Annotated in this window: 20 protein-coding genes and 3 pseudogenes; 16 read left to right on the forward strand and 7 right to left on the reverse strand. The window is 59.4% G+C overall.

The genetic code is table 11. From position 1 onward, the window contains the following. The first annotated feature begins 207 nt into the window (after window positions 1–207). From ABCW43_RS17470 to ABCW43_RS17505, 8 genes are all read left to right on the forward strand, one after another. On the forward strand, window positions 208–1,707 hold the full coding sequence (locus ABCW43_RS17470) for an ABC transporter substrate-binding protein (RefSeq protein WP_345926683.1): 1,500 nt from the start codon (window positions 208–210) through the stop codon (window positions 1,705–1,707). A 75-nt stretch (window positions 1,708–1,782) separates the two neighbouring features. Continuing rightward, complete coding sequence (locus ABCW43_RS17475) at window positions 1,783–2,697, forward strand: ABC transporter permease (protein ID WP_345926685.1); 915 nt, start codon at window positions 1,783–1,785, stop codon at window positions 2,695–2,697. Window positions 2,698–2,708: 11 nt separating this feature from the next. Beyond that, window positions 2,709–3,632: an ABC transporter permease gene (locus ABCW43_RS17480; RefSeq protein WP_345926687.1), complete on the forward strand. Its 924-nt coding sequence runs from the start codon at window positions 2,709–2,711 to the stop codon at window positions 3,630–3,632. Then, window positions 3,625–5,241 carry an ABC transporter ATP-binding protein gene (locus ABCW43_RS17485; protein WP_345926689.1) on the forward strand — a complete coding sequence of 539 codons (1,617 nt, stop codon included), beginning with the start codon at window positions 3,625–3,627 and terminating at the stop codon, window positions 5,239–5,241. Before ABCW43_RS17480 ends, ABCW43_RS17485 begins: the two co-directional genes overlap by 8 nt. 36 nt (window positions 5,242–5,277) lie before the next feature. Continuing rightward, a complete protein-coding gene (locus ABCW43_RS17490; protein ID WP_345926691.1) occupies window positions 5,278–6,159 on the forward strand; it encodes a dihydrodipicolinate synthase family protein in 882 nt (293 codons plus the stop codon). A 408-nt stretch (window positions 6,160–6,567) separates the two neighbouring features. Beyond that, window positions 6,568–7,341: an amino acid ABC transporter substrate-binding protein gene (locus ABCW43_RS17495; RefSeq protein WP_345926693.1), complete on the forward strand. Its 774-nt coding sequence runs from the start codon at window positions 6,568–6,570 to the stop codon at window positions 7,339–7,341. A gap of 80 nt (window positions 7,342–7,421) precedes the next feature. After that, entirely contained in the window at window positions 7,422–8,102 is a 681-nt protein-coding gene (locus tag ABCW43_RS17500) for an ABC transporter permease subunit (protein ID WP_345926695.1), read from the forward strand. Further along, the gene (locus tag ABCW43_RS17505; RefSeq protein WP_345926697.1) at window positions 8,099–8,860 is read left to right on the forward strand and encodes an amino acid ABC transporter ATP-binding protein; all 762 of its coding nucleotides are present in this window, start codon (window positions 8,099–8,101) and stop codon (window positions 8,858–8,860) included. The genes ABCW43_RS17500 and ABCW43_RS17505 overlap by 4 nt, the downstream gene beginning before the upstream one ends. Before the next feature lie 346 nt (window positions 8,861–9,206). On the opposite strand, the pseudogene ABCW43_RS28850 reads toward ABCW43_RS17505, so the two are convergent. The 5 genes and pseudogenes from ABCW43_RS28850 to ABCW43_RS17530 all read right to left on the reverse strand — a co-directional run. Beyond that, window positions 9,207–9,816: pseudogene (locus ABCW43_RS28850) on the reverse strand (phospholipase effector Tle1 domain-containing protein). Between the two features lie 339 nt (window positions 9,817–10,155). Beyond that, window positions 10,156–11,493, reverse strand: coding sequence for a CHAP domain-containing protein (locus ABCW43_RS17515; RefSeq protein WP_345926701.1), 1,338 nt, complete (start codon window positions 11,491–11,493; stop codon window positions 10,156–10,158). An 11-nt stretch (window positions 11,494–11,504) separates the two neighbouring features. Further along, window positions 11,505–12,788 (reverse strand): hypothetical protein, encoded by a 1,284-nt coding sequence (locus ABCW43_RS17520; protein WP_345926703.1) that lies wholly within the window; start codon window positions 12,786–12,788, stop codon window positions 11,505–11,507. Between the two features lie 1,665 nt (window positions 12,789–14,453). Further along, window positions 14,454–14,928: pseudogene (scpB, locus tag ABCW43_RS17525) on the reverse strand (SMC-Scp complex subunit ScpB); the annotation flags it as partial. After that, window positions 14,811–15,077: pseudogene (locus ABCW43_RS17530) on the reverse strand (hypothetical protein); the annotation flags it as partial. The pseudogenes ABCW43_RS17530 and scpB, both read right to left, overlap by 118 nt. Before the next feature lie 217 nt (window positions 15,078–15,294). Between ABCW43_RS17530 and ABCW43_RS17535 the strand changes: the two are divergent. The 8 genes from ABCW43_RS17535 to ABCW43_RS17570 all read left to right on the forward strand — a co-directional run bounded on the left by ABCW43_RS17535 (window position 15,295) and on the right by ABCW43_RS17570 (window position 19,676). Further along, window positions 15,295–15,759: a mobile mystery protein A gene (locus ABCW43_RS17535; protein ID WP_345926707.1), complete on the forward strand. Its 465-nt coding sequence runs from the start codon at window positions 15,295–15,297 to the stop codon at window positions 15,757–15,759. 4 nt (window positions 15,760–15,763) lie between these two features. Continuing rightward, a complete protein-coding gene (locus tag ABCW43_RS17540; RefSeq protein WP_345926709.1) occupies window positions 15,764–16,357 on the forward strand; it encodes a mobile mystery protein B in 594 nt (197 codons plus the stop codon). 45 nt (window positions 16,358–16,402) lie between these two features. Beyond that, complete coding sequence (locus ABCW43_RS17545) at window positions 16,403–16,573, forward strand: hypothetical protein (RefSeq protein ID WP_345926711.1); 171 nt, start codon at window positions 16,403–16,405, stop codon at window positions 16,571–16,573. 254 nt (window positions 16,574–16,827) lie between these two features. After that, a complete protein-coding gene (locus tag ABCW43_RS17550) occupies window positions 16,828–17,058 on the forward strand; it encodes a hypothetical protein (RefSeq protein WP_345926935.1) in 231 nt (76 codons plus the stop codon). Further along, on the forward strand, window positions 17,055–17,699 hold the full coding sequence (locus ABCW43_RS17555) for a lysophospholipid acyltransferase family protein (protein ID WP_345926713.1): 645 nt from the start codon (window positions 17,055–17,057) through the stop codon (window positions 17,697–17,699). The genes ABCW43_RS17550 and ABCW43_RS17555 overlap by 4 nt, the downstream gene beginning before the upstream one ends. After that, complete coding sequence (locus ABCW43_RS17560) at window positions 17,696–18,643, forward strand: phosphatidate cytidylyltransferase (protein WP_345926715.1); 948 nt, start codon at window positions 17,696–17,698, stop codon at window positions 18,641–18,643. The genes ABCW43_RS17555 and ABCW43_RS17560 overlap by 4 nt, the downstream gene beginning before the upstream one ends. Continuing rightward, a complete protein-coding gene (locus tag ABCW43_RS17565) occupies window positions 18,643–19,038 on the forward strand; it encodes a hypothetical protein (protein ID WP_345926717.1) in 396 nt (131 codons plus the stop codon). The genes ABCW43_RS17560 and ABCW43_RS17565 overlap by 1 nt, the downstream gene beginning before the upstream one ends. Continuing rightward, window positions 19,035–19,676, forward strand: a complete 642-nt coding sequence (locus ABCW43_RS17570) for a CDP-alcohol phosphatidyltransferase family protein (RefSeq protein WP_345926719.1) — start codon at window positions 19,035–19,037, stop codon at window positions 19,674–19,676. Before ABCW43_RS17565 ends, ABCW43_RS17570 begins: the two co-directional genes overlap by 4 nt. A 102-nt stretch (window positions 19,677–19,778) precedes the next feature. Here ABCW43_RS17570 and ABCW43_RS17575 read toward each other — a convergent pair whose 3' ends face one another. Both ABCW43_RS17575 and ABCW43_RS17580 read right to left on the reverse strand, forming a co-directional pair. After that, the gene (locus ABCW43_RS17575) at window positions 19,779–20,501 is read right to left on the reverse strand and encodes an amino acid ABC transporter permease (protein ID WP_345926721.1); all 723 of its coding nucleotides are present in this window, start codon (window positions 20,499–20,501) and stop codon (window positions 19,779–19,781) included. Between the two features lie 3 nt (window positions 20,502–20,504). After that, window positions 20,505–21,164: an amino acid ABC transporter permease gene (locus tag ABCW43_RS17580; RefSeq protein ID WP_255742465.1), complete on the reverse strand. Its 660-nt coding sequence runs from the start codon at window positions 21,162–21,164 to the stop codon at window positions 20,505–20,507. Between the last annotated feature and the right edge of the window lie 27 nt (window positions 21,165–21,191).

The following is a 21,191-nucleotide window of genomic DNA, read 5'->3' on the forward strand; positions in this document are numbered from 1 at the left end:
GCGGTGCAGCGAATTACGGGACCCTGCCGTCGGGAGATATTTTCAGCCGAAGATTCGAGCACCCCACGATAGAGCCTCCGAAGTCGCCACCGATCTCCTTTACGGGTCGGCTCGCCAATCATCAAATCAGCCGTTCATCCACCGGGCTACGGCAGGTCGATCGGAACGGTGCCTGATCAATTTATATTCACTTGGGAGGTGAACCACATGAAGAAGATGCTGATGATGACTGCGCTGATCCTCGGATCTGCGCTTGCGCCGGTTTACGCAGGGTCCGGCCCGATCAAGATCGTGCTGCCCGAAGAAGCCGATCTGCTTGAGCCGTGCATGGCGACCCGTTCCAATATCGGTCGTATCATCATGGAGAATGTCAGCGAAACCCTGACCGAGCTTGATGTCCGCGGCAAGAAGGGCGTCATGCCGCGCCTTGCCGAAAAATGGGAGCAGACCCAGGACGGCAGCTGGCGGTTCCATCTCCGCCAGGGCGTCAAGTTCTCCAATGGAACGACGTTCGACGCCAAGGATGTCAAGCACAGCTTCGACCGCGTGATGAGCGACAAGAACGCCTGCGAATCCCGCCGCTATTTCGGCGGCATGAAGATCAGCGCCAATGTCGTCGATCCCTACACGATCGATTTCAAGGCCGACCCGGCCCAGCCGATCCTGCCTTTGCTGATGTCGCTGGTGACGATCGTTCCGGAAGAAACCCCGCTGGCATTCATCCGCGAGCCGATCGGAACCGGCCCCTATGCGCTGAAGAACTGGACGCCGGGTCAGCAGATCGTGCTGGCCGCCCGCAGCGACTACTGGGGCGCCAAGCCGCAGGTGACCGAGGCCACTTATCTGTTCCGCGCCGATCCGTCCGTGCGCGCGGCGATGGTGAAGGCCGGTGAAGCGGACCTTTCTCCGTCGATCTCGCAGCTGGATGCGACCGATCCGAAGACCGACTTCTCCTATCTCGACAGCGAGACGGTCTATCTGCGTCTCGACCACAACATTCAGCCGCTGAACGACGTGCGGGTTCGCAAGGCGCTCAATCTGGCCATCGATCGTCAGGCATTCATCGGCACGCTGGTACCGGATGGTGCCGTGCTCGCGACGGCGCTCGTTCCGCCGACCACGCAGGGCTGGAACCCGGACGTCAAGGTGTTCCCCTATGACCCCGAAGGCGCCAAGAAGCTTCTCGCGGAGGCCAAGGCCGCCGGCGTGAAGGTCGATACGCCGATCACGCTGATCGCCCGCACGGCAAACTTCCCGAACGTCACCGAAATCATGGAAGCTGTTCAATCGCAGCTCCAGGAAGTCGGCTTCAAGGTCGATCTGAAGTTTGTCGAAGTGGCCGAGCACGAGAGCTACTATTCCAAGCCCTTCAAGGAAGGTCGTGGCCCGATCATCGTCGCCGCCATGCACGACAACTCCAAGGGCGACCCGTCCTTCACCATGTTCTTCAAATATGCCTCGCAGGGCACCCAGTCGGGCTTCTCCGATCCCAAGGTCGACGACCTGATCAAGCGGGCCTCGGCGGCAGTCGGCGACGAGCGTGCGAAGCTCTGGTCGCAGCTGATCGCCTACCTGCATGACAACGTGGTCGCCGACGGCCTTCTCTTCCACATGGTCGGCTTCTCGCGCGTTTCGCCCCGCATCGACTTCAAGCCGACCATCGCCACGAATTCGATGCTGCAATTGTCCGAGATCGGTATCAAATAATCAGCGGAAACCGATTTCCGATCACGATCAAAGGGCGGCGGGTACCCATCCGCCGCCACAATAGTCGAGGGCGACATGCTCAGTTTCATTCGTAAGCGCTCCGTGGCGAGCTTGGTTTCATTGGTCGGGCTGCTCGTGCTGGTGTTTTTCCTGTCCCGCCTGACCGGCGATCCGGCCGCTCTCTTTCTGCCCGTCGAGGCCTCCGCCGAAATGAAGCAGCAGTTCCGCGAGCTTCACGGGTTGAACGATCCGCTGATGGTGCAGTTCGGCCGTTATGTCGGCGACGTGCTGACCGGGGATCTCGGGGAATCGCTTCGCAAGGCGCGGCCGGCGCTGGATGTCGTCACCGAAGCTTTCGTGTGGACGCTCTGGCTTGCCGTGATCACCATGTCGCTCGTCACGGCCGCCGCAATCGTCGTCGGCTCACTCGCAGCGTTCCGGTCCGGCGGCTTCTTCGATCGGCTCTCCTCGATCATTTCACTCATTGGCGCTTCGGTCCCGGATTTCTGGCTGGCCATCGTCGCGATCGTCGTCTTCTCCGTCAACCTCGCATGGCTGCCGACCTCCGGCACCGGCTCGATCCTGCACTGGATCCTGCCGATCGCCGTGCTGTTCGTCCGTCCCTTCGGCATCATCGTACAGGTGGTACGCGGCTCGATGATCGGCGCGCTATCCTCCGCCTATGTGAAGACGGCGCGCGCAAAAGGCGTCAAGGCCGGCCCGATCATCTTCATTCACGCGCTGCGCAACGCCATGCTGCCGGTCATCACCGTCATCGGGGACCAGGCGGCGAGCCTCTTGAACGGCGCCGTGGTGGTCGAGACGATCTTCGGTTTCCCCGGGGTCGGCAAGCTGATGATCGACTCGATCCTGCAACGGGATTTCAACGTTGTCCTTGCCGCGATCCTGGTGACCGCGCTGGCGATCTTCCTCATGAACCTGCTGATCGACCTTGCCTATGCGCTTCTCGATCCGCGTATCCGTCATTGAGGAGCGCAACGATGACTGTTTCCACTTCCGATACGACAATCACCCACGAGCCGCCCTTCCCAGTCCGCATGGCGCGCATGCTCTGGGCCGATAAATTCGCGCTTTGTGCGGTGATCTTCCTGTTCGTCGTCGTGGTGCTCGCCCTGATCGGGCCATCCTGGCTCGGCGACCTCGCCACCAAGCAGAACCTCCGCGGCCGCAACCTCGCGCCGTTCGACTGGAGCCGTGAATGGGTATGGTGGATGGGAGCCGACGCTCTCGGCCGGCCGCTGCTCGCCCGCATCATCGTCGCGACGCAAAACACGCTCATGGTCGCCGCCGGCGCGGTGATCCTGTCGTCGATCACCGGCACGCTGCTCGGCCTCGTCGCCGGCTTTTCATCACCTCGCGTCGGACAGGTGATCATGCGCCTGGCAGACGTGATCATGTCCTTCCCCTCGCTGCTGATCGCGGTGATCGTCCTTTATCTCCTGGGCTCCTCGATCCTGAACCTGGTTGCCGTCCTGTCGATCACCCGCATCCCCGTTTACCTTCGTACCACCCGTGCCGAGGTGCTGGAGATTCGCGAGCGAATGTTCGTGCAGGCGGCACGCGTGATGGGCGCTTCGCAAAAGCGCATCCTGTTCCGTCATATCCTGCCGGTCGTTTTCCCGACGCTCACCACGCTGGCGACGCTGGATTTCGCCTATGTCATGCTGGCTGAAAGCGCCCTTTCCTTCCTCGGCATAGGTATCCAGCCACCCGCGATCACCTGGGGGCTGATGATTTCGCAGGGGCGCCAATATCTCACCAATGCCTGGTGGCTCTCGTTCTGGCCGGGGCTCGCAATCATCATGACCACCTTGTCGCTGAACCTTTTGTCGAACTGGCTGCGCATCGCGCTCGATCCGGTTCAGCGCTGGCGCCTGGAAATGAAAGGCCGAAAGAATGGCTGAGCACTTGCTGGAAGTCCGCAACCTCTCGGTCGAGTTCCACACGGCCACCGGCGTCGTGCATGCGGTTCGCAACATCTCCTATCATCTCGACCGCGGCGAAACGCTGGCGATCCTCGGGGAAAGCGGATCCGGCAAGTCGGTCTCGTCCGCCGCGATCATGAACCTCATCGACCTGCCGCCCGGCCGGATCAGTGCCGGGCAGATCCTGCTCGACGGCAAGGACCTGCTGACCATGCCGCCGCAAGCGCGCCGGGAGGCAAACGGACGGCGGATCGCCATGATCTTTCAGGACCCGCTCAGCCATCTGAACCCCGTCTATACCGTCGGGTGGCAGATCCGCGAGGCGATGACGACCCACGGGATGCAGGCCGGACCCGCCAGGAGCGAAGCTGTGCGCCTGTTGACGCGGGTGGGCATTCCCGACCCGGAAGGCGCCATGGGCAAATATCCGCACGAGTTTTCCGGCGGTCAGCGTCAGCGGGTGATGATTGCGATGGCGCTCGCGCTGCGGCCCGATCTGCTGATCGCCGATGAGCCGACCACAGCACTCGACGTGACGGTCCAGGCCGAGGTGCTGGCGCTGCTGAAGGAACTGCAGCGGGAAACCGGCATGGGCGTGCTAATCATCACCCATGATCTCGGCGTGGTGGCCGAAACCGCCGATCGCGTGGTCGTCATGGAGAAAGGCGAGCTGGTCGAGAGCGGCACGGTACGCGACGTCTACAAGAACCCGACCCATCCCTATACCAAAAAGCTGATCGGCGCCGCCCCGGGAAAAGGCGAGATGCACATCGCGCAACTTTCGGGCGAACCGCTGCTCAGCGTCCGGGACATACGCAAACGCTACGGCTCTTTCGATGCGCTGAAGGGCGTCTCGTTCGACCTCAGGGCAGGCGAGACCATGGCAATCGTCGGGGAGAGCGGCTCGGGCAAATCGACGCTCGCCCGCGTTCTCCTGAGGCTGGACGAGCCGGATGCCGGCACGGCGCACTGGAAGGGGCGCGATCTCTTTCAGCTCTCGCCATCGGAACTCTACAAGCTCCGGCGCGACCTTCAGATGGTGTTCCAGGATCCCACCCAGTCGCTCAATCCCCGCATGACGGTGTTCCAGCTCATATCCGAAGCATGGGCCATCCACCGCGATATCCTGCCGAAACGCCGGTGGCGGGAACGGGTCGCGGAACTCTTGGTGCAGGTCGGTCTTTCGACCGAACACCTGAGCCGTTATCCGCACCAATTTTCGGGTGGACAGCGGCAGAGGATTGCGATCGCCCGGGCGCTCGCGCTCGAGCCGCAACTGATCGTCTGCGACGAAGCTGTGTCGGCGCTCGACGTGTCGGTGCAGGCCCAGGTCATTGCGCTTCTCGACAAGCTGCGCCGGGACATGGGCATCTCCTTCATCTTCATTGCCCACGACCTGCCCGTGGTCCGCGACTTCGCGGACTACGTCATGGTCATGCAGAAGGGTGAAGTGGTGGAATTGGGAACGGTCCGGGAGATTTTCGAGGCGCCCCGTCAAGCCTATACAAAAGCGCTCCTGGCGGCGAGCCTCGATCCGGACCCGGATGTTCAGGCCGAACACCGGGCAGCCCGTCTCAAACGTGCATGACACAACGCCAAACGGCGGATAAGCGGAGTTGATTGAATGACCAGAAATGCCTTTGTCGCACTCGTGACCTGTTTCAACGAGGACGAGACAATCAATTTCGAGGCGACGCGCGCACAAGTGCGCCGGCAGGTGGCGGCGGGCAACAACATCATGTGCGCCGGCACCAACGGTGATTTCACCGCCCTCACCCACGAAGAGAAGATCCGCCTGACGGAACACGTGGTCGACGAGGTTGCGGGTCGCGCGAAAGTCATCGTCAATGCCGGGATGCCGGCCACTTTCGAGACGGTGCAGCTCGCCAAGGAGTTTGACCGGATCGGAGTCGACGGCATCGCCGTCATCACCCCCTTCTTTATCGCCTGCACGCAAGACGGATTGGTCCGCCATTTCTCGACGGTGGCGGATGCGGTCAAGACACCGGTCTATCTTTATGACATCCCCGCACGGACCCAGAACCACATCGAGCCGGCGACGGCCGCAAAGCTTGCTGGGCACGGCAATATCGCCGGCATCAAGGATTCCGGCGGCGCTCAGGAAACTCTGGCAGCCTACCTTGAGGTCTCGAAAGAAAACCCGGGGTTCGAGGTTTATTCCGGCCCGGACCATCTCGTCCTATGGTCGCTGCAGAACGGTGCCGCAGGGTGCATATCTGGCCTTGGGAACGCCCTGCCTCACGTGCTCGCCGGCATCCTTGCTGCCTTCAACTCCGGCGACATCGCGGAAGCGGAGCGCCAGCAGGCGATCTACACCGCCTTTCGCACGGAGCTTTATGCGTTGGGATTTGCACCCGCCATGGTCAAGCGCTCGCTTTACCTTCAGGACAAGTCAGTTGGCGCGAGCAGACAGCCCGCCCTGCTTCCAGACGGGCCTCAGGACGAGAAAATAAGAGAGATCCTGAAAAAATACGAGCTGCTGTAGGGGTTTGACCCCGAGCTCGATGGCGCAACATGTGCTTTGAATGGAGGAGCCGACCGGCTTTTGCTGACCATAACCGTGGCCAGGTTTCCGAGACGCTCCGGTCATAATCTTATTTGGTGATCACGAAGACAGCGTCCGGTGCCCAGCTGATACAATTCGAGACGCTCGATCCCAAACGAACGGTGATCGGCGCGAACTGGCAGTCCTGCACTCATCCGTATGTGAGGGCAGAAGCTTCTTCGGTTACCAGCCACCGGCGTCGGTCCTCACCTCAAAGGCTCGCATGCCGGCACCCCACTTGAGCAAAATATTTGCATTTGCCGGTTTTATTCGCGGTTTTCTTTCAATCGCGACGTCCTATTTTCTGGCATCTAGTCGCCAGCAAGCACTGCTGAAAGGATGACCCAAATGTTCCGGCTGAAAACCATTGTCGCGGCGGCCCTTATTCAGGTGGCAGCCCTCACCCCTTCTCTCGCCGGCGAAAATCTCGCTGCCATCAAGTCCGCGGGCGTCTTCAAGATCGGCACCGAGGGAACATACGCGCCGTTCACCTTCCATGACGCAAGCGGTAAGCTCGTCGGTTTCGACGTGGAGATCGGGCAAGCCGTTGCCGCGAAAATCGGCGTCAAGGCCGAGTTTCTGGAAGGAAAGTGGGACGGTCTTATCGCCGGCCTCGATGCCAAGCGCTACGATACCGTGATCAACCAGGTCGGCATCACCGAAGCCCGCAAGCAGAAATACGATTTCTCCGAGCCCTACATCGCTTCCAAGGCGGTACTGATCGTTCGCCAGGACAATAGCGACATCAAGGGCTTCGCGGATCTCAAGGGCAAAAAATCCGCCCAGTCGCTGACCAGCAATTTCGGCAAGATCGCCGAACAAGCAGGCGCCGAACTGGTGGGCACCGACGGTTTCGACCAGTCGATCCAGCTCGTGCTGACACGTCGCGCCGACGCGACGATCAATGACAGCCTCTCCTTCCTCGATTTCAAGAAGCAGAAACCCGACGCGCCGGTGAAGATCGCCGCGCAGCAGGACAATGCCGATTATTCCGGTATCATCATCCGCAAGGGCGAACCGGAACTGCTCGGCGCGATCAACAAGGCATTGTCGGAGATCAAGGCCGACGGTACCTACCAGAAGATCTCCGACAAGTATTTCGGGCAGGACGTCTCGAAGTAGCCGCCAGTTCCCGCTCTTGACGTACATGGATATAGCGTCCGGCGCCCGCGCCGGACGTATCATTTTTTGAGGATCACGTCGTGCCGCATTGGCTTCAATTGATGTCGGATTCACTTCCGACCCTCCTATGGGCGGGCATCCGCTTTACGGTGCCGCTGACATTGTTATCCTTCCTGCTCGGGCTCATCCTCGGCCTGATCACGGCGGTCACCCGGCTGTTCGGTCCGGCGCCGCTCGCGCTGATCGCAAAGTTCTACGTATGGGTGATCCGCGGCACCCCGCTTCTGGTGCAGCTTTTCGTGATCTTCTACGGCTTGCCGAGCATCGGCATCCTGCTCGACGCCTTCCCCGCGGCGCTGATCGGCTTTACCCTGAATATCGGCGCCTACAGTTCCGAGATCATCCGCGCCGTCATCTCCTCGGTTCCAAAAGGGCAGTGGGAAGCGGCCTATTCGATCGGCATGTCGTGGCGTCAGGCGATGAGCCGCACCATCCTGCCGCAGGCGGCGCGCGTCGCCGTGCCGCCGCTTTCGAATACCTTCATCTCGCTGGTCAAGGATACGTCACTTGCCGCGGCGATCACCGTGCCGGAGCTTTTTCAGGCCGCCCAACGGATCGTCGCGACCACCTATGAGCCGCTGATCCTCTATATCGAGGCGGCCTTGATCTACCTGGCCTTGAGCTCGGTGCTGTCGTCATTGCAGAACAGGCTGGAAAAACGCTTCGCCCGTTATGGCGGCATGCTGGAGTCAAACCGATGATCGAGCTTTCCAACATCGAAAAGCGGTTCGGCGACGCGGTCATCCTGAAGGACATCAGCCTCGGCATCCCCGAAGGAAGCGTCACCGCGCTCATCGGTCCTTCGGGTGGCGGCAAAAGCACGCTGCTGCGCTGCATCAACCTCCTGGAGATCCCGACGGCCGGCTCCGTCCGTATCGGCGACGAAAAGCTCGTCTTCGAGCCGGGCATGAAGATCGGCTGGAAATCGATCCAGAAGATCCGACGCCAGACCGGCATGGTCTTCCAGAACTTCCAGCTCTTCCCGCATCGCACTGCGATCGAGAACGTCATGGAAGGGCTGACGACCGTTCTGAAATGGCCGCACGAAAAAGCCCACCGCCGCGCCCGCGAACTCCTCACCAAGGTGGGAATGGCGCATAAAACGGATGCCTGGCCGTCGGAGCTTTCCGGCGGACAGCAGCAAAGGGTGGCAATCGCCCGGGCGCTCGCGCCTTCGCCCCGGGTTCTGCTCTGCGACGAACCGACCTCGGCTCTCGATCCCGAACTGTCCGCCGAGGTCATCGATGTGCTCGGCCGGCTTGCAGCCGAGGGAACGACGATGGTGATGGCGACGCACGACCTGCGACTTGCCTCCCGGATCGCCAATCACGTCGTTTTTCTCGAGAGCGGGAAAGTGGTCGAATCCGGCAGCGCGCAGGCAATCTTTGGCGATCCGAGACAGGAACGTACTAGGAGCTTCATCTCATCGATCAACGCGGCGCAGACGACACATATCTAAGCGCCGTTCTTCCCGCCGAACGTGGGCGCCGGGCCTGCGCTTCCACATGCCGACGGATGACAAATCCGCATCTTCTGGCAGTATCCATATGGCTTACATCACAACAGCTGTAAAATCGCTTAACAAGTATCACATACCAGATCACAAAACCGAACCCGATCACCGAAAGGCAGAGGGTTATCCAGGACCAGACTCCAATTTCCCAGGGAATGACCGTCCAGCACAAGGCGGAGAGCACGGCCACAAGCAACGCAGCAACGGCGAGCATTATAATCTGCTGTAGCCGGTTAATGCCTAGCGCGCCTACAGTATCCCATACTCCGAGAAATATGGCACCGCGTTCGCTTCACCTGCGTTGTCCTGCGAAACAGATTTCGTGCGAAGCGCGCAGCCAGTTCCTGCCGCTGCCGTTTGAATTTTTCATCGCGCCGGCCGGAACCGTGTTGATAGACGTCTTTGACCGCCTCCGTTGCGATCCGGCGGGCGCTTTTGGATCTCGCTTGAGCTTCGCGCCGTCCGCGCCTTTTGTGGGCACACCACATTGGCCTAGGACGCCGCCGACACACCGTGTAGTGTACGCCCCACGGCTAAAGCCGAAGAGGCACATCTGGTTCCCACGACTGCAAGATGGCCGTGTAGCAGTCGATGATGTTTTTGATGATGCCGAAGCCCGTGGCTTGTGACAGTAGGTTATAAATTTTCCGGACAAAGCTGATCTTGACATCCTCAGCGTCGGAAGCCGAGCGCAGGCCTGTGTCATAGAACGCCAGTTGCTCCTCTGGATTGACGCGTGAATCGGGACCGCAACGCGTTGCCCGAAAAAGCTTGTACACGTTACTGCGGCGCTCGTCGGGAAGAAGGCCGCCTGCCTGCCCGGTACCATCGGAAAAGGTGAGAATGTTTTTAGGCATATTGCCGGCTCCACCCGAGACCGCACCCAAAGGTGGACGCCGCATCAACGGGAACTGTTATAATTCAACCGAGAGGAAAATTGCGGGGCACGTGAGAAAGCTCTCATGATTCCCGCATAAGTCGAGTCCTGAAGCTCGCTGGAGGCCAACGCGAGAATCGTCTGGTTCGAGGGCGCGGACATATTGCGCCTTGGTGATGAGCATGTAGGTGTCCGCGTCCCTTTGGCGAATGCTGAAACCGTTCCCGATCCAAGGGAATCATCAATCTCAAGGCTCAACGTTCCGGAGCAACAAGCTGTCAGGTCAAAGGCTGATCAACCGCAAACGGATTTTGGCGGCTGGATGGCAGCGATGCCTTGCGCTGGGCCGTTGAGTAGTGACTGGTCACGCCGGCCAACGGAAGTCTACAAAGTCAACGAGTGGAAAAAACTTCTCGCAAACGCAATCCGGCCCGCCGCCGCCCGGTGGGCGCGTGTTGCCGGACAGTAGCATCACGCCACCGTCCTTCAGTTCGGTGATGATGCCGACGTGACCAGTTGTGTCCCGCGAGTAGCTCTTGGTAACGCCTATCGCTCCGACCGCCGGACCAACGACGATCTTCGGCAGATTTCGCCAGGCAGAGGCAAAGCTGCGGTTCGGCAGCGCCTTGGCCGCTGCAGCCGCTGCCGCATCGCCTGAGTTTACCAGCGTCCAGCACAAGAAGGCGGCACACCAGGCTGTCTCATCAGACGTCCCTGCCCCAAAACCGACGGTTGAAAGATATTCCGCAATCTTTGGATTGCCGGTCGGACCAGGCACCTCCGATTGTCCAATCTCGGCTTTGCCGATATCAATCCACGGCGCCGCACCGCCGCCTTGCTGTGGCGCTTGCGGGAGTGGCCACCAATCTGGTGCGTCTTTGAGAATCTCGACGTTCGCTTCGTAGGACTGCTGAAGTCTCCCGGCAACCTCGTCGATGACGCCTGCAAGTGTGCGCGGCGTTCCGGAAGCCAGCAACAGGCTGCCGTTGTCTTCGAGTATCTTCTGGACGCGCACGTTGTCATTGTAGACGCCCATGAGAAGCGCATCTATCCGATCACTCTGCGCGCCGGCCAATATTTTGATGGCCGCTGGCCAGCCGAAAAAATGGTAGAGGTAAAGTTCAGCCGGGCTCGGCAGGCCATTGAAGCTGACCTGGTGACGTGTAATCGCGTCCTTCACGGTGTAGGCGGCGAGCGCCGCCTGTTTCGAAGGGCTGAGGATGTCGACAAGCCGAACACCCAGTGAAACGCCGATCTCCTTTGCTAGACCTATCCAGGTTTTCGGCTGGAACTGAAACGGACCGCATGCACCGTCGCCGTCATAGACTTCGGCCGCAATATCCACGCCTTTCCAGAACTGCCGAGTTTCGGTCCGAGCGAGCGCGAGCATGTAAGACAGATCAACCGAGAAGGACGAGCAGGCGGACGCGCAAAGCGCCGCGAAGTCTCTTTGGGAGATTTTCTCGCCGCTGAGCTTTTTTGTCACGACCCGCTCAGTTGGAACGAAACCGGTAGGACCAATCCCGCCTCCTGCGTCGACGGTAACCTGCGACCATTGAGGATCGGCTGCCGTCGGCTCGGAGGAGGTCAAAACATGGGCGGGATACAATGTTACAGGGTTTTGCTCATAAATGACCGACGGACTGTCCCCATGCGGGCTCTGACGCAGTCTGGTCGACATCCTCACTGACAAACTATCCATGCCAGTCTCTCCTATTTGAAGTAGGGATCAAGAAGGTCTCGCATCGTCGGGCTGTATCGGCCGTCTGCGATCATACCCCCTTTGGATTTTTGGATGGCGAGCATGACTTTGCGATTATCCGCGGTGAGGATAGCGCCAGTCAGGAATTCAGGTTTCGCCATGTTGTCCTTGAGAGCCGTGTCCAATGGCACGCCCTTGGCCTCGACATAGCCTTTCAGAGCTTTCTTTAACGTCGCCGTCTCGAGATCGTCTTTCAGCGCAAGATGCTCGTAGGTATTCTGATGCTTCGATGTATCGCAGGCCTGCATCTCAGCGATCGACTGCTTGGTACCTGCGTCGAGGTTGCCATTCGCTGGCTTGAGGTTGAAGCGCTGGACCGACTTGATCGCCTCTCTGGTCACGCTCAGTGGGCCGCCGATCTCCCCGTCATCCTTGACACAAAGTCGGCTCTGCAGACCCTTCATTTCCGACCTCGTGATATATAAGTCGCCCGTCATCAGGCCCGGCGAGCGCTGGTCAACGGGTATCGGTGGCGGAACGTAGATCCTGCCGCGCGAAATTTCTTGTGTTGTGGGGTTGATCGTAGCGATGTTGACGCTTGCGGTCTGCACGCGGCTGAGGGACGGAACCCCAAAGCCGGTGGTCCTGGCGACATATAGCGTACCCTGCAATGCCGCCTTGACCTGCGCTTCAATTGAAACCGGCAGGCAGAGATTAAGATAGCCTCGGACGCCTTCCATGGCCGCATTGCTCGAATCATAGTTCAGACGTTGTGCTGCGGCTCCGGCCCGATAGGCATCTGCCTGGTTGCGAACGAGCATCTGTACATCGGATGGATCCATCGCGAACAAAAGCGACGAACTGGCATTGTCGGAGAGCTGAGCAGCGAGGCCGAAAGACGCCGCTGTGATCAGGATGGCCTTTTGGGCCGCCTCAGTGAAACCAAGAATGGCCGTCGTCGAATTGCCGATGGCGTTCAGTTGCGCTTTCGTCGAGTCTCGGTCCCGCCTCAGACGGTAAAGCGCGCCTAGGTAGGCGTTGCATTGCTCGTCAACGTAGTCGAACCCTGCACGTGTTACCTCATACCAATCGACGGCACTCGTTAGCGAATATCCCGCCCGCTGCACCAGTGAATTGCGGACGTTTGCATAGTTATAAGTTGATGATCTTACCTCCGAATATTGTAGAATCGGAGATGGCCCGTAGGCAGCAGTTACGGTTTCTGGGGAAGATACGCACCCTGAAATAAGTGATGGGAGCAATACGAACACTCCCACTTTCGATGCTATCTTCATCGAAGCGTCCTCAACATTGTTGCTTAGAGTTTGCATGGGATTCGATTCGCTCGAAGAATTTCTCTGCAACCACAAGCATAATGTTGTGGATAAAATACTCATGGATCGCTCGGCGTTTGTAGCGCCGGCAAGAAAGCTCAAACATCAAGACAAGCTAAACGATCGATTTTTATAAGTTTTCTTGCAAGGATAAGTTGACTGAAATATTCCCGTGATCGAGGGGACTGTTATTTCGGGGATGAGCGATGCTCTTGATGAAGGTTGCACCCGCTTTCGCACTGGCCCTGTTCGCATCGAGCGCGCTGGCAGGGGTACGAACAGTGGGCGCTCTTCGGGAGAGCGTCGTTCTTTCTGGTGATGAAGACTGGAGAACCGAGGGCGATCTTGTCATCGACGGGGACGATACGATCACGACCAACGGTCACCGATTGAGCTGGATCGTCAAGGGCAATCTCGCGATCAACGGCAGCTTGCATGTGATCTCATTCAGCAAGCCCTCCAGGGAGAGCCAGATCACTCTGCCGCCACCGCCGGCCCCGAAGGCAGGCCCTGGGCCAACTCCCGGCTCTCCCGGTTTGCCGGGAGCGCAGGGGTCGCCAGGGAAACCAGGCAGACCTGGTCTATCGGGGGGGGGGGAACGTTCGTGCTCGCGGTCGATGGCGTTGCTTCAGGAACGCTGAGAGTGGACCTCATCGGCGAAGACGGTGAAAACGGCGGAGAAGGACAGAACGGAGGAGATGGCGGCGGCGACGCACAGGGACAGAAAGCAGTCGCCAATAGTGCATTCGGGATCCCGCTGGCCTGCCGGACCGGTTCAGGCTTTGGTGGCGTTGGCGGAAACGGCGGACCAGGCGGTACCGGAGGGCAAGGTGGCTCACTTGCGTTTACGGTCCAATCACCGTCGCAAAACTTCAAAATATTGTATTCACTTGGTGGCGGCACGGGTGGATCTGGGGGAAATCCGGGCGAGCCTGGCAAGGGGGGATTGGGGGGCGCGGGTGGTGTTGGCAACGCGGTCTGTGAGGGACGAGTGTCCGAGCGAAGAGGTCGCGATGGCCCCGGAGGGGCGCCGGGAGGCAATGGTGCTCCCGGAGCAGACGGCAGTGACGGAACAGCGGCTGTATTACCCACCAATATTGCAACGAGGATTGGGGCACCGCCATGAAAAGGATCAACTGCCAAGTGATACTTTGCAGTATCTGAATCGCGTTCCTGTTCATCTCCATCACAATATACGTTACTGGACTCATCCATCTGCGAGGACAGCCCGCTTACCTGGTGAGTGCAACTGGCCAATTGCAACAGGGGCAGCTGGTACCGGCAGACTGGAAGTCAAAAATCCAGGAGAAGTACGAAGCACCTCTTGCGAGTATCTACTCTCCTTGGATATTGGTGATGGTAGGGGCGGTCCTCGCCGCTCCCAGCGAGCGAAAGAACGAGTTGATATCGCCAGTGATATTCTTTGTCACAATTATCCTCTCGACCTTTTTCAATGTCCTGGTGTGCCTTCTGTTGTACTGGTCTTTGTTTAAAGCGGCCGCTCTCGACAATGCCATTCCGGTCAATCGGCCACTGTTCATCCTGCTCATTTCGATACTGGGCGCTTTCGTGACGTACAACTTTCCGAAGCAGGAAACGAACCAGCAGAGTGAGACAGCCCCTGATTTCCATGCCGAAGGCCGAAAGAAAGTGCTCGGTCGTCAAAAAGGTATAGGGGCGCCCGGCGTTGGACTGCGCGGACCGGAAGCGAGGAAGCCCGCACCCCGCAGCGCCGCAATCGTATCGCGGCTGACCTCCTTGCCAATACCTTCGACAGCTCACCGCGGGTGATCGGCTGGGAATATCCCACCGCCATCAGCACCATCGCCTTGAAGTCCGGCAGCGCCGCCGCCCCTCCCCGCGTCGGCGCCGACGAGGCCCGGATGGTCTCCGCGAACCGCGCCCGGGTGCGGTGCTGCCAACCACCGGCGACCGACATTAGTTCGTACGGCCGATCACGCAACTCCTCGATAAGGTCGTCGATCAACAGGTCGATGCTGCAATCCTTGCCGACCACCCGCGCCAGCGTCTCGCGGCTGACCGGCTCGGCCGAAGCAAAGACGACCGCCTCGACCCGCAGCATCCATTCCCGCCAGCACATTTTGGGCGGCAGGTCGTCGAGTTCACGATCGCAGAGCACGGCCTGCCGATCTTTCGCTTGACGCCGGCTGGTCTTGGCTGGAAGGAGGAGCGCCCGGATAACTCGCGCACCGCTTCAACGCTCTGGAGGCGCTCGAACAAGCGAATGGCCGCTTTTTGCTGTTTAGAGGAGCCGGCGGGTCAGGGTTATCAATTACCGAGCTGTCTCCAATCTCGCCGTTCGACTAACGAAGTCGTCTCAAAACGCCTTTATCCCGTGCTCATGTATTTATGTTTTATTTTCCCGCCCCGCTCTGATATAAGTGATCTATCATCGGATACATGCTCCTATATATGTGATTTTTTTGGCGCAAATGGACATAAGTTTATGAACGCAAGGCAGACTGCACTCGCTCGCAAACAACTCGAACGTCGTCTCGCACCGCTGCGCGAGCTTGACCTCATGACCCCGCCTCGTGGTTGGATGAAAGCCATCCGTGAAGCACTAGGCATGAGCACCCGGCAGCTAGCAGCTCGTATGGGCGCTGCACCCTCTCGAATTTCGGCCATAGAGAAGGCTGAGGTTTCCGGCGCAACGACGATCAAGACGCTACGCGAAGCAGCGGCGGCAATGAACTGCACGTTTGTATACGCTTTCGTCCCGGCCAAACCGCTTGATCTTATCCTTCGTGAGCGGGCGGCAGAAAAGGCGGGGCAGGACATGGCCCGACTCGATCACACGATGCAGCTGGAGAATCAGGCCTTGCTCAGATCGGATCTCGAGGAGGAACGTCGCAGGCTGGTCGATGCAATGCTTGCTGACTCACCACGACGCCTGTGGGAGGACGATTGAGCTCATGGAAGACGATCCTCTCTTTCTGGACGATGACGAAGCCAATACGCCGTTGACCGCTGAGGAACGAGAGCAACTCATTCCGTCCTACATCACCCTGCGGCATGAACTGAATGAGGCCGAGCAGGTCAACATTGGCGAAGGCTTGCGTTGGGCTACGTCGCGAAAGCGTGACGTCCTTGACCAGGATCTCCTAAACGAACTGCACCGTCGCATGTTTGGCGAGGTGTGGCGCTGGGCAGGGCAGTACCGCATGACAGCCCGGAACATCGGCGTTGATGCCTACCGCATCGCGATGGATGTCAGGCATACAGTCGAAGATGCCCGCTATTGGGTCGAGCACGGAACGTACCCACCCGACGAGATAGCCGTCCGATTCAGTCACCGATTGGTTGCCATCCATCCCTTCCCAAACGGAAATGGGCGGTTCTCTCGTCTGGTCGGCGACATGTTAGCCCGCCAGCTCGGACGGCCGCCCTTTACATGGGGTCGGTCGAACTTGATCGATGCTGGCGAGACCCGTGCGCGCTACGTCGCGGCACTTAGAGCGGCCGATGACCACGAGATCGGACCGTTGCTGGTATTCGCGCGCTCATGAATGTCTTCGAAATTGCCAGCGCGTATATGCAAAGGGAGAGTGGACATGAAAACCTTCACGCAGTCGCAATTGCAGGCAATTGCTGATGCCTTGGGAGATGCCGACTACGGCCTGACTGGCTCTGAAATTGGACCCCTGCTGGCGACAGTCAAGATCGTTGATACTGATCCGCAAAGAACCAAGCGCCACAAGACTGTACAATGCGTTTGCGTCTGACCAGAACAATCGCCAGCAGCGAACCCACATCATTGCATTCATTCGTAAGGCGATGAAACCCGAGCGTTCGCCAGAGACCCAGAGCGCTTCGAACCGATGAGGCTGAATCTTAACCGCGCCTTGGCATTTGCCGGGCTGGCTGTGAGGCTTCAGTCGAACTCGACGCCGTCGATGCCGCCGAAACACTTTCGCAAGCTACACGCCGAGCCTTAGAGTTGAGAGCCAACCTGACAAGCCGCGGCGTTCACCCTGATGTGCTACGTTTTTGCAGCGAAGAGCTACTTGCGGATAACTACTTCCACGCAGTTCTCGAAGCAATCCGGGTGGATTTCCGGTGTCCGGATGACCGAGACTGTTCAACGGGAAAGAGTGCGACGACATCGGTGCTGTTTTTCGTTGGAATGTTCCAAAGTCCCTTTCTTCCGACTGTGACAATGCTAGAGTCTGATCGGCGTTATCGCTCACGTCGACCGGGGGACGAATGAAGGCTTTTATAACAAAGGCCGCGGCGGCGGCGATCGTCGTGTTTGCCCGTGCTGTCACGGCGGTTCGCGCCATCTGGCCCGAGGAGGGCCTGCCGTCCCGCCCTTGCGTTTATTTCGCCAACCATTCCAGCCATGGTGACTTCGTTCTGGTCTGGACGGTGTTGCCGCCAAGGCTCCGTCGTCAGGCCCGTCCGGTTGCCGGCGCTGAATACTGGCTGAAATCGCCGCTTAATCGCTTCATCGGCAGCGACGTCTTCAATGCGGTTCTGATCGCCAGGGAGAAAGACAAGAGGACTGAGGATCCCGTCACGCAGATGGCCTCGGCGATCGACGCGGGCTCATCGCTGATCCTCTTTCCGGAAGGTACGCGCAACCAGTCCGACGCCCCTCTCCTTCCGTTCAAAAGCGGCATCTTTCATCTGGCGGCGGCACGCCCAGACATCGAGCTGGTCCCGGTCTGGATCAACAATCTCAACCGGGTCATGCCAAAAGGGGAGATCGTCCCGATACCACTGATCTGCACCGTCACCTTCGGTAGCGCCCTGCGCTTGGCGCCGGATGAGGCCAAGGACGCTTTCCTTGAACGCATGCAGACGGCTCTTCTAGCTCTGTCCCCCAAGCCTGCAGGGAGTGGTGAATGAATGCCGCGAGTTCCGATCTCTTGACGCTGGTGGCTGGTATCTTCGGCGTGCTTATTCTTGCATCGGCCATTGGTTACGTGCTGCAGCAACGCCTCTCGCCAAACGGTTCGAACGCGGCGATCGAAAACCTCAATGCCCGGATCAAGGCCTGGTGGATCATGGTTATCCTAATCGGCATTGCTTTCGTGGCGGGCCGTATCGGGGTTCTCGTTCTATTCGGTTTTTGCTCCTTTGCCGCACTCCGGGAATTTGTGACCCTCATCAATACCCGCAGGGCCGATCACTGGGCACTGGCGGCCGCCTTCTTCGTCGTGGTGCCGGTTCAGTATTATCTGCTCTGGGCTGAACAATACGGCATCTTCTCGATCTTCATTCCGGTCTATGCGTTCCTGCTGATGCCGATCATATCGGTGCTCAGGGGCGATACGGAGCGTTTTCTGATCCGCATTGCGGAGGTGCAGTGGGCATTGATGATCTGCGTCTTCTGCGCCTCGCACGTCCCGGCGCTGCTGACCTTGAACATACCGGGCTACGACGGTCGCAACGTGCTGCTGATCGCCTTCCTGGTGATCGTCGTCCAGCTGAGCGACGTGCTGCAATATGTCTGGGGCAAGCTGTTCGGGCGCACCAAGATCGCACCGAAACTGTCGCCATCCAAAACCGTCGAGGGCTTTGTCGGCGGCGTGATCAGCGCCACTCTGATCGGTGCCGCCCTCTGGTGGATAACCCCGTTCACACCTGTTCAGGCAGGGCTCCTCGCCTTCATCATCACGCTGATGGGTTTCTTTGGCGGATTGGTGATGTCGGCGATCAAAAGGGACCGCGGCGTCAAGGACTGGGGCAATCTCATCGAAGGTCATGGCGGCCTGATCGACAGGCTGGATTCCGTCGTCTTCTCGGCGCCGATCTTCTTTCATATCGTGCGCTACTGGTGGTCGCTGTGATGCCGGATGCGCTGAAACGACTTGCACGCAGCGGAACGGTGCATGTCCTGTTCGCGTTTCTTGCCATGGGCGGCTGGGCCGTCTTTGCCAATCGCGCCTATGCAATGCCAAGACCGCTTTATTCCGGCCTGGTGCAGGGCGTGATGTCTGCCTGCCTGACGCTCTTCCTGAAATCGGTGATCGACGGACTTTCGAAGCGCTTTGATGCCCTGACACGGTTATGGGCGCCGCCGCTCATTGCCTGCCTCGGCTCGACCGCTGTTCTCGTCGCGATCCATGCGGCGAGCGGCACACCGGAAATCCTCAAGACCGTCGCAGTTCCGCTCCTGGTATCGACGAGCTACGCCGCGATCTACAATTATTCGATTTCCGCAAGACGAGGTGCCGGGACATGACCGAGACAGGCGACAGGCGGCCGCTGGCAAGCCGCAACACCCGCTGGGCAGGCTCGATCGCGCGATGGATGGCGTCGAAAACCATCACCCCTAACCAGATATCCCAGGCCAGCATGGTTGCGGCGGCACTTGCCGGTGGCGCCTTCTATATGGCGGGACAGACGGCCGGTTGGGCGCGCATTGCCTGCCTGCTGCTGGCCGTGCTTTGCTGCCAGGGCCGGCTGCTTTGCAATCTGTTCGACGGCATGGTCGCCGTCGAAGGCGGAAAGGGAGAGCCGGACGGTCCGTTCTGGAACGAATTCCCGGATCGCATCGCCGATCTCCTGATCTTCGCAGGCGTCGGATATGGGATCGGCATGCCCGGCCTCGGCTGGGCCGCCGGCGCGTTTGCCGTCTTGACGGCTTACGTCAGGGAACTCGGCCGGGCCACGGGCAATCCCAGTGATTTCTCCGGCCCGATGGCCAAGCAGCACCGGATGGCAACGATCACCGCGGCAGGATTGATATCCATGTTTGAGCCGTTGTGGGGGGGATACAATCAGATCCTGATGATTGGTCTCGGTATCATCGCGCTCGGCGCTGCCTTCACCGCACTCCGCCGCTCAGGGACTTTGATCGTACGCCTCAAAACTCTCTGAAAAGGGGGCCCTAGAACAGGCCATCGCGGTGAACGACCAAAGTCGCTTTTCTGGGTGCGCCGAAGATTTCGGCCTGCACGATATCAAGCACAGGACGCCAGTTCAGGTCGTGCTGATCTGCAGGACAACCGTCGGCCGTGCAAGCCCGGTCTTGCCATTGGTCCGCTGGTATGGTTTCGCGAAATGCCGCTCGAGCTTCGCGCCCAAGGCAGAGATCGACCAGCAGAGAGCGAAATACACCACAAGAATGGAGCCATAGACCAGATAGGCCGGGCTTCCTCCGCGCGCGATGGTCGTCTGTTCGATTAGTATCTGCGCCGAGCGCAACAGTTCGTTGACACCGAGGACCGCGCCGAGAGAACTCGCCTGGGTGAGGCTGGTGACGAGGCTGACATAAGGGGGCAGAATGACTGGCATCGCCTGCGGGACGATGACCAGGAACAACCCTTTCCAGCCGCGCAGGCCGGATGACAGGGCCGCTTCCCGCTGGCCGCTCGGCACCGACAGCAGGCCGGCGCGAATAATATGCGCGCCGTTCGCCCCGCCCCAGACCGACACGCTGAGTGCGCTCGACCAGAACGGATTGAGCGACAGGCCTGCATGCGGCAGCACGAAATACACCATCAGCACCGTGACCATCAGCGGAATGTCGCGAAGGCATTCGACGAGAGCATAGACAGGCCCTCTCAGCCACCCCGATTGAGCGGAAAGACCGGCGGCGAAGATCACCGCGAAGAACGTGCCGCCGGCGATCATGACCGAGGAAAGAAACAGGGTATTCAGGAGGCCGTCCAACAAGAAAGACTGGAATTCCAGAAGCAGCATCGTCTACCTCCCGCCGAAAGGTCGGCTGAGACGCCGTTCAACCATGTAGCCAAGGCCAGAAATGGTGAAGACGCAGATCAGATAAATCACGCAGATCGAGGCGAACATCTCGATTGCCCGGAAATCGTAGGCGATCCGGTCGACGGCGACAAAAGTCAGCTCCACCAGGCCGATCGCCTGCAGGTATGCGGAATTCTTCACCGTCGCCACGATCGTATTCATCGCCGACGGCAGAGCGGCGCGGGTCGCCAGAGGCAGGATGATGAATATCGAATGTTGCCAGCGCTTGAGGCCGAGCGACGCCGACGCGTCATGCATTCCGCTGCCGACGGCCGCGAGACCGGCGCGGAAATTTTCGATCTGAAAGGCACTTGCCCAGGCCGTCAGCGCAATGACCCCGGACCAGAAGATGCTGAAGCGCAATCCGAGGCTGGGAAGGCCATAAAAGATGAAGAAAATCTGCACGAGATAGGGCGTGCCGCGAATGAATTCGACATAGGCCGTGACGGCATATTGCAGAGGCTTGATCCCGCTTTTTCGCAACACCGCACCCACCAGGCCGATAAGGCAGGACAGGAATATTGCGAGAAAGCTGACGATCAGCGTCGTTTTGAGGCCGGTCATCAGATCCGGCAGGGCCTCGAGAATATAAGCAAAGTCCATGGCCGTCATCCTGCTCGAAAACACCGG

Source organism: Neorhizobium tunisiense (assembly GCF_039631515.1).
In the GTDB taxonomy this organism is placed as follows: Bacteria; Pseudomonadota; Alphaproteobacteria; order Rhizobiales; family Rhizobiaceae; genus Neorhizobium.

What these genes read in the sequence shown, in the direction of transcription:
- ABCW43_RS17470 (WP_345926683.1), top strand. Translation starts at nt 208, where the DNA reads ATGAAGAAGATGCTGATGATGACTGCGCTGATCCTCGGATCTGCGCTT.
- ABCW43_RS17475 (WP_345926685.1), top strand. Translation starts at nt 1,783, where the DNA reads ATGCTCAGTTTCATTCGTAAGCGCTCCGTGGCGAGCTTGGTTTCATTG.
- ABCW43_RS17480 (WP_345926687.1), top strand. Translation starts at nt 2,709, where the DNA reads ATGACTGTTTCCACTTCCGATACGACAATCACCCACGAGCCGCCCTTC.
- ABCW43_RS17485 (WP_345926689.1), top strand. Translation starts at nt 3,625, where the DNA reads ATGGCTGAGCACTTGCTGGAAGTCCGCAACCTCTCGGTCGAGTTCCAC.
- ABCW43_RS17490 (WP_345926691.1), top strand. Translation starts at nt 5,278, where the DNA reads ATGACCAGAAATGCCTTTGTCGCACTCGTGACCTGTTTCAACGAGGAC.
- ABCW43_RS17495 (WP_345926693.1), top strand. Translation starts at nt 6,568, where the DNA reads ATGTTCCGGCTGAAAACCATTGTCGCGGCGGCCCTTATTCAGGTGGCA.
- ABCW43_RS17505 (WP_345926697.1), top strand. Translation starts at nt 8,099, where the DNA reads ATGATCGAGCTTTCCAACATCGAAAAGCGGTTCGGCGACGCGGTCATC.
- ABCW43_RS17515 (WP_345926701.1), bottom strand. Translation starts at nt 11,493, where the DNA reads ATGGATAGTTTGTCAGTGAGGATGTCGACCAGACTGCGTCAGAGCCCG.
- ABCW43_RS17520 (WP_345926703.1), bottom strand. Translation starts at nt 12,788, where the DNA reads ATGAAGATAGCATCGAAAGTGGGAGTGTTCGTATTGCTCCCATCACTT.
- ABCW43_RS17535 (WP_345926707.1), top strand. Translation starts at nt 15,295, where the DNA reads ATGAACGCAAGGCAGACTGCACTCGCTCGCAAACAACTCGAACGTCGT.
- ABCW43_RS17540 (WP_345926709.1), top strand. Translation starts at nt 15,764, where the DNA reads ATGGAAGACGATCCTCTCTTTCTGGACGATGACGAAGCCAATACGCCG.
- ABCW43_RS17545 (WP_345926711.1), top strand. Translation starts at nt 16,403, where the DNA reads ATGAAAACCTTCACGCAGTCGCAATTGCAGGCAATTGCTGATGCCTTG.
- ABCW43_RS17555 (WP_345926713.1), top strand. Translation starts at nt 17,055, where the DNA reads ATGAAGGCTTTTATAACAAAGGCCGCGGCGGCGGCGATCGTCGTGTTT.
- ABCW43_RS17560 (WP_345926715.1), top strand. Translation starts at nt 17,696, where the DNA reads ATGAATGCCGCGAGTTCCGATCTCTTGACGCTGGTGGCTGGTATCTTC.
- ABCW43_RS17565 (WP_345926717.1), top strand. Translation starts at nt 18,643, where the DNA reads ATGCCGGATGCGCTGAAACGACTTGCACGCAGCGGAACGGTGCATGTC.
- ABCW43_RS17570 (WP_345926719.1), top strand. Translation starts at nt 19,035, where the DNA reads ATGACCGAGACAGGCGACAGGCGGCCGCTGGCAAGCCGCAACACCCGC.
- ABCW43_RS17575 (WP_345926721.1), bottom strand. Translation starts at nt 20,501, where the DNA reads ATGCTGCTTCTGGAATTCCAGTCTTTCTTGTTGGACGGCCTCCTGAAT.
- ABCW43_RS17580 (WP_255742465.1), bottom strand. Translation starts at nt 21,164, where the DNA reads ATGGACTTTGCTTATATTCTCGAGGCCCTGCCGGATCTGATGACCGGC.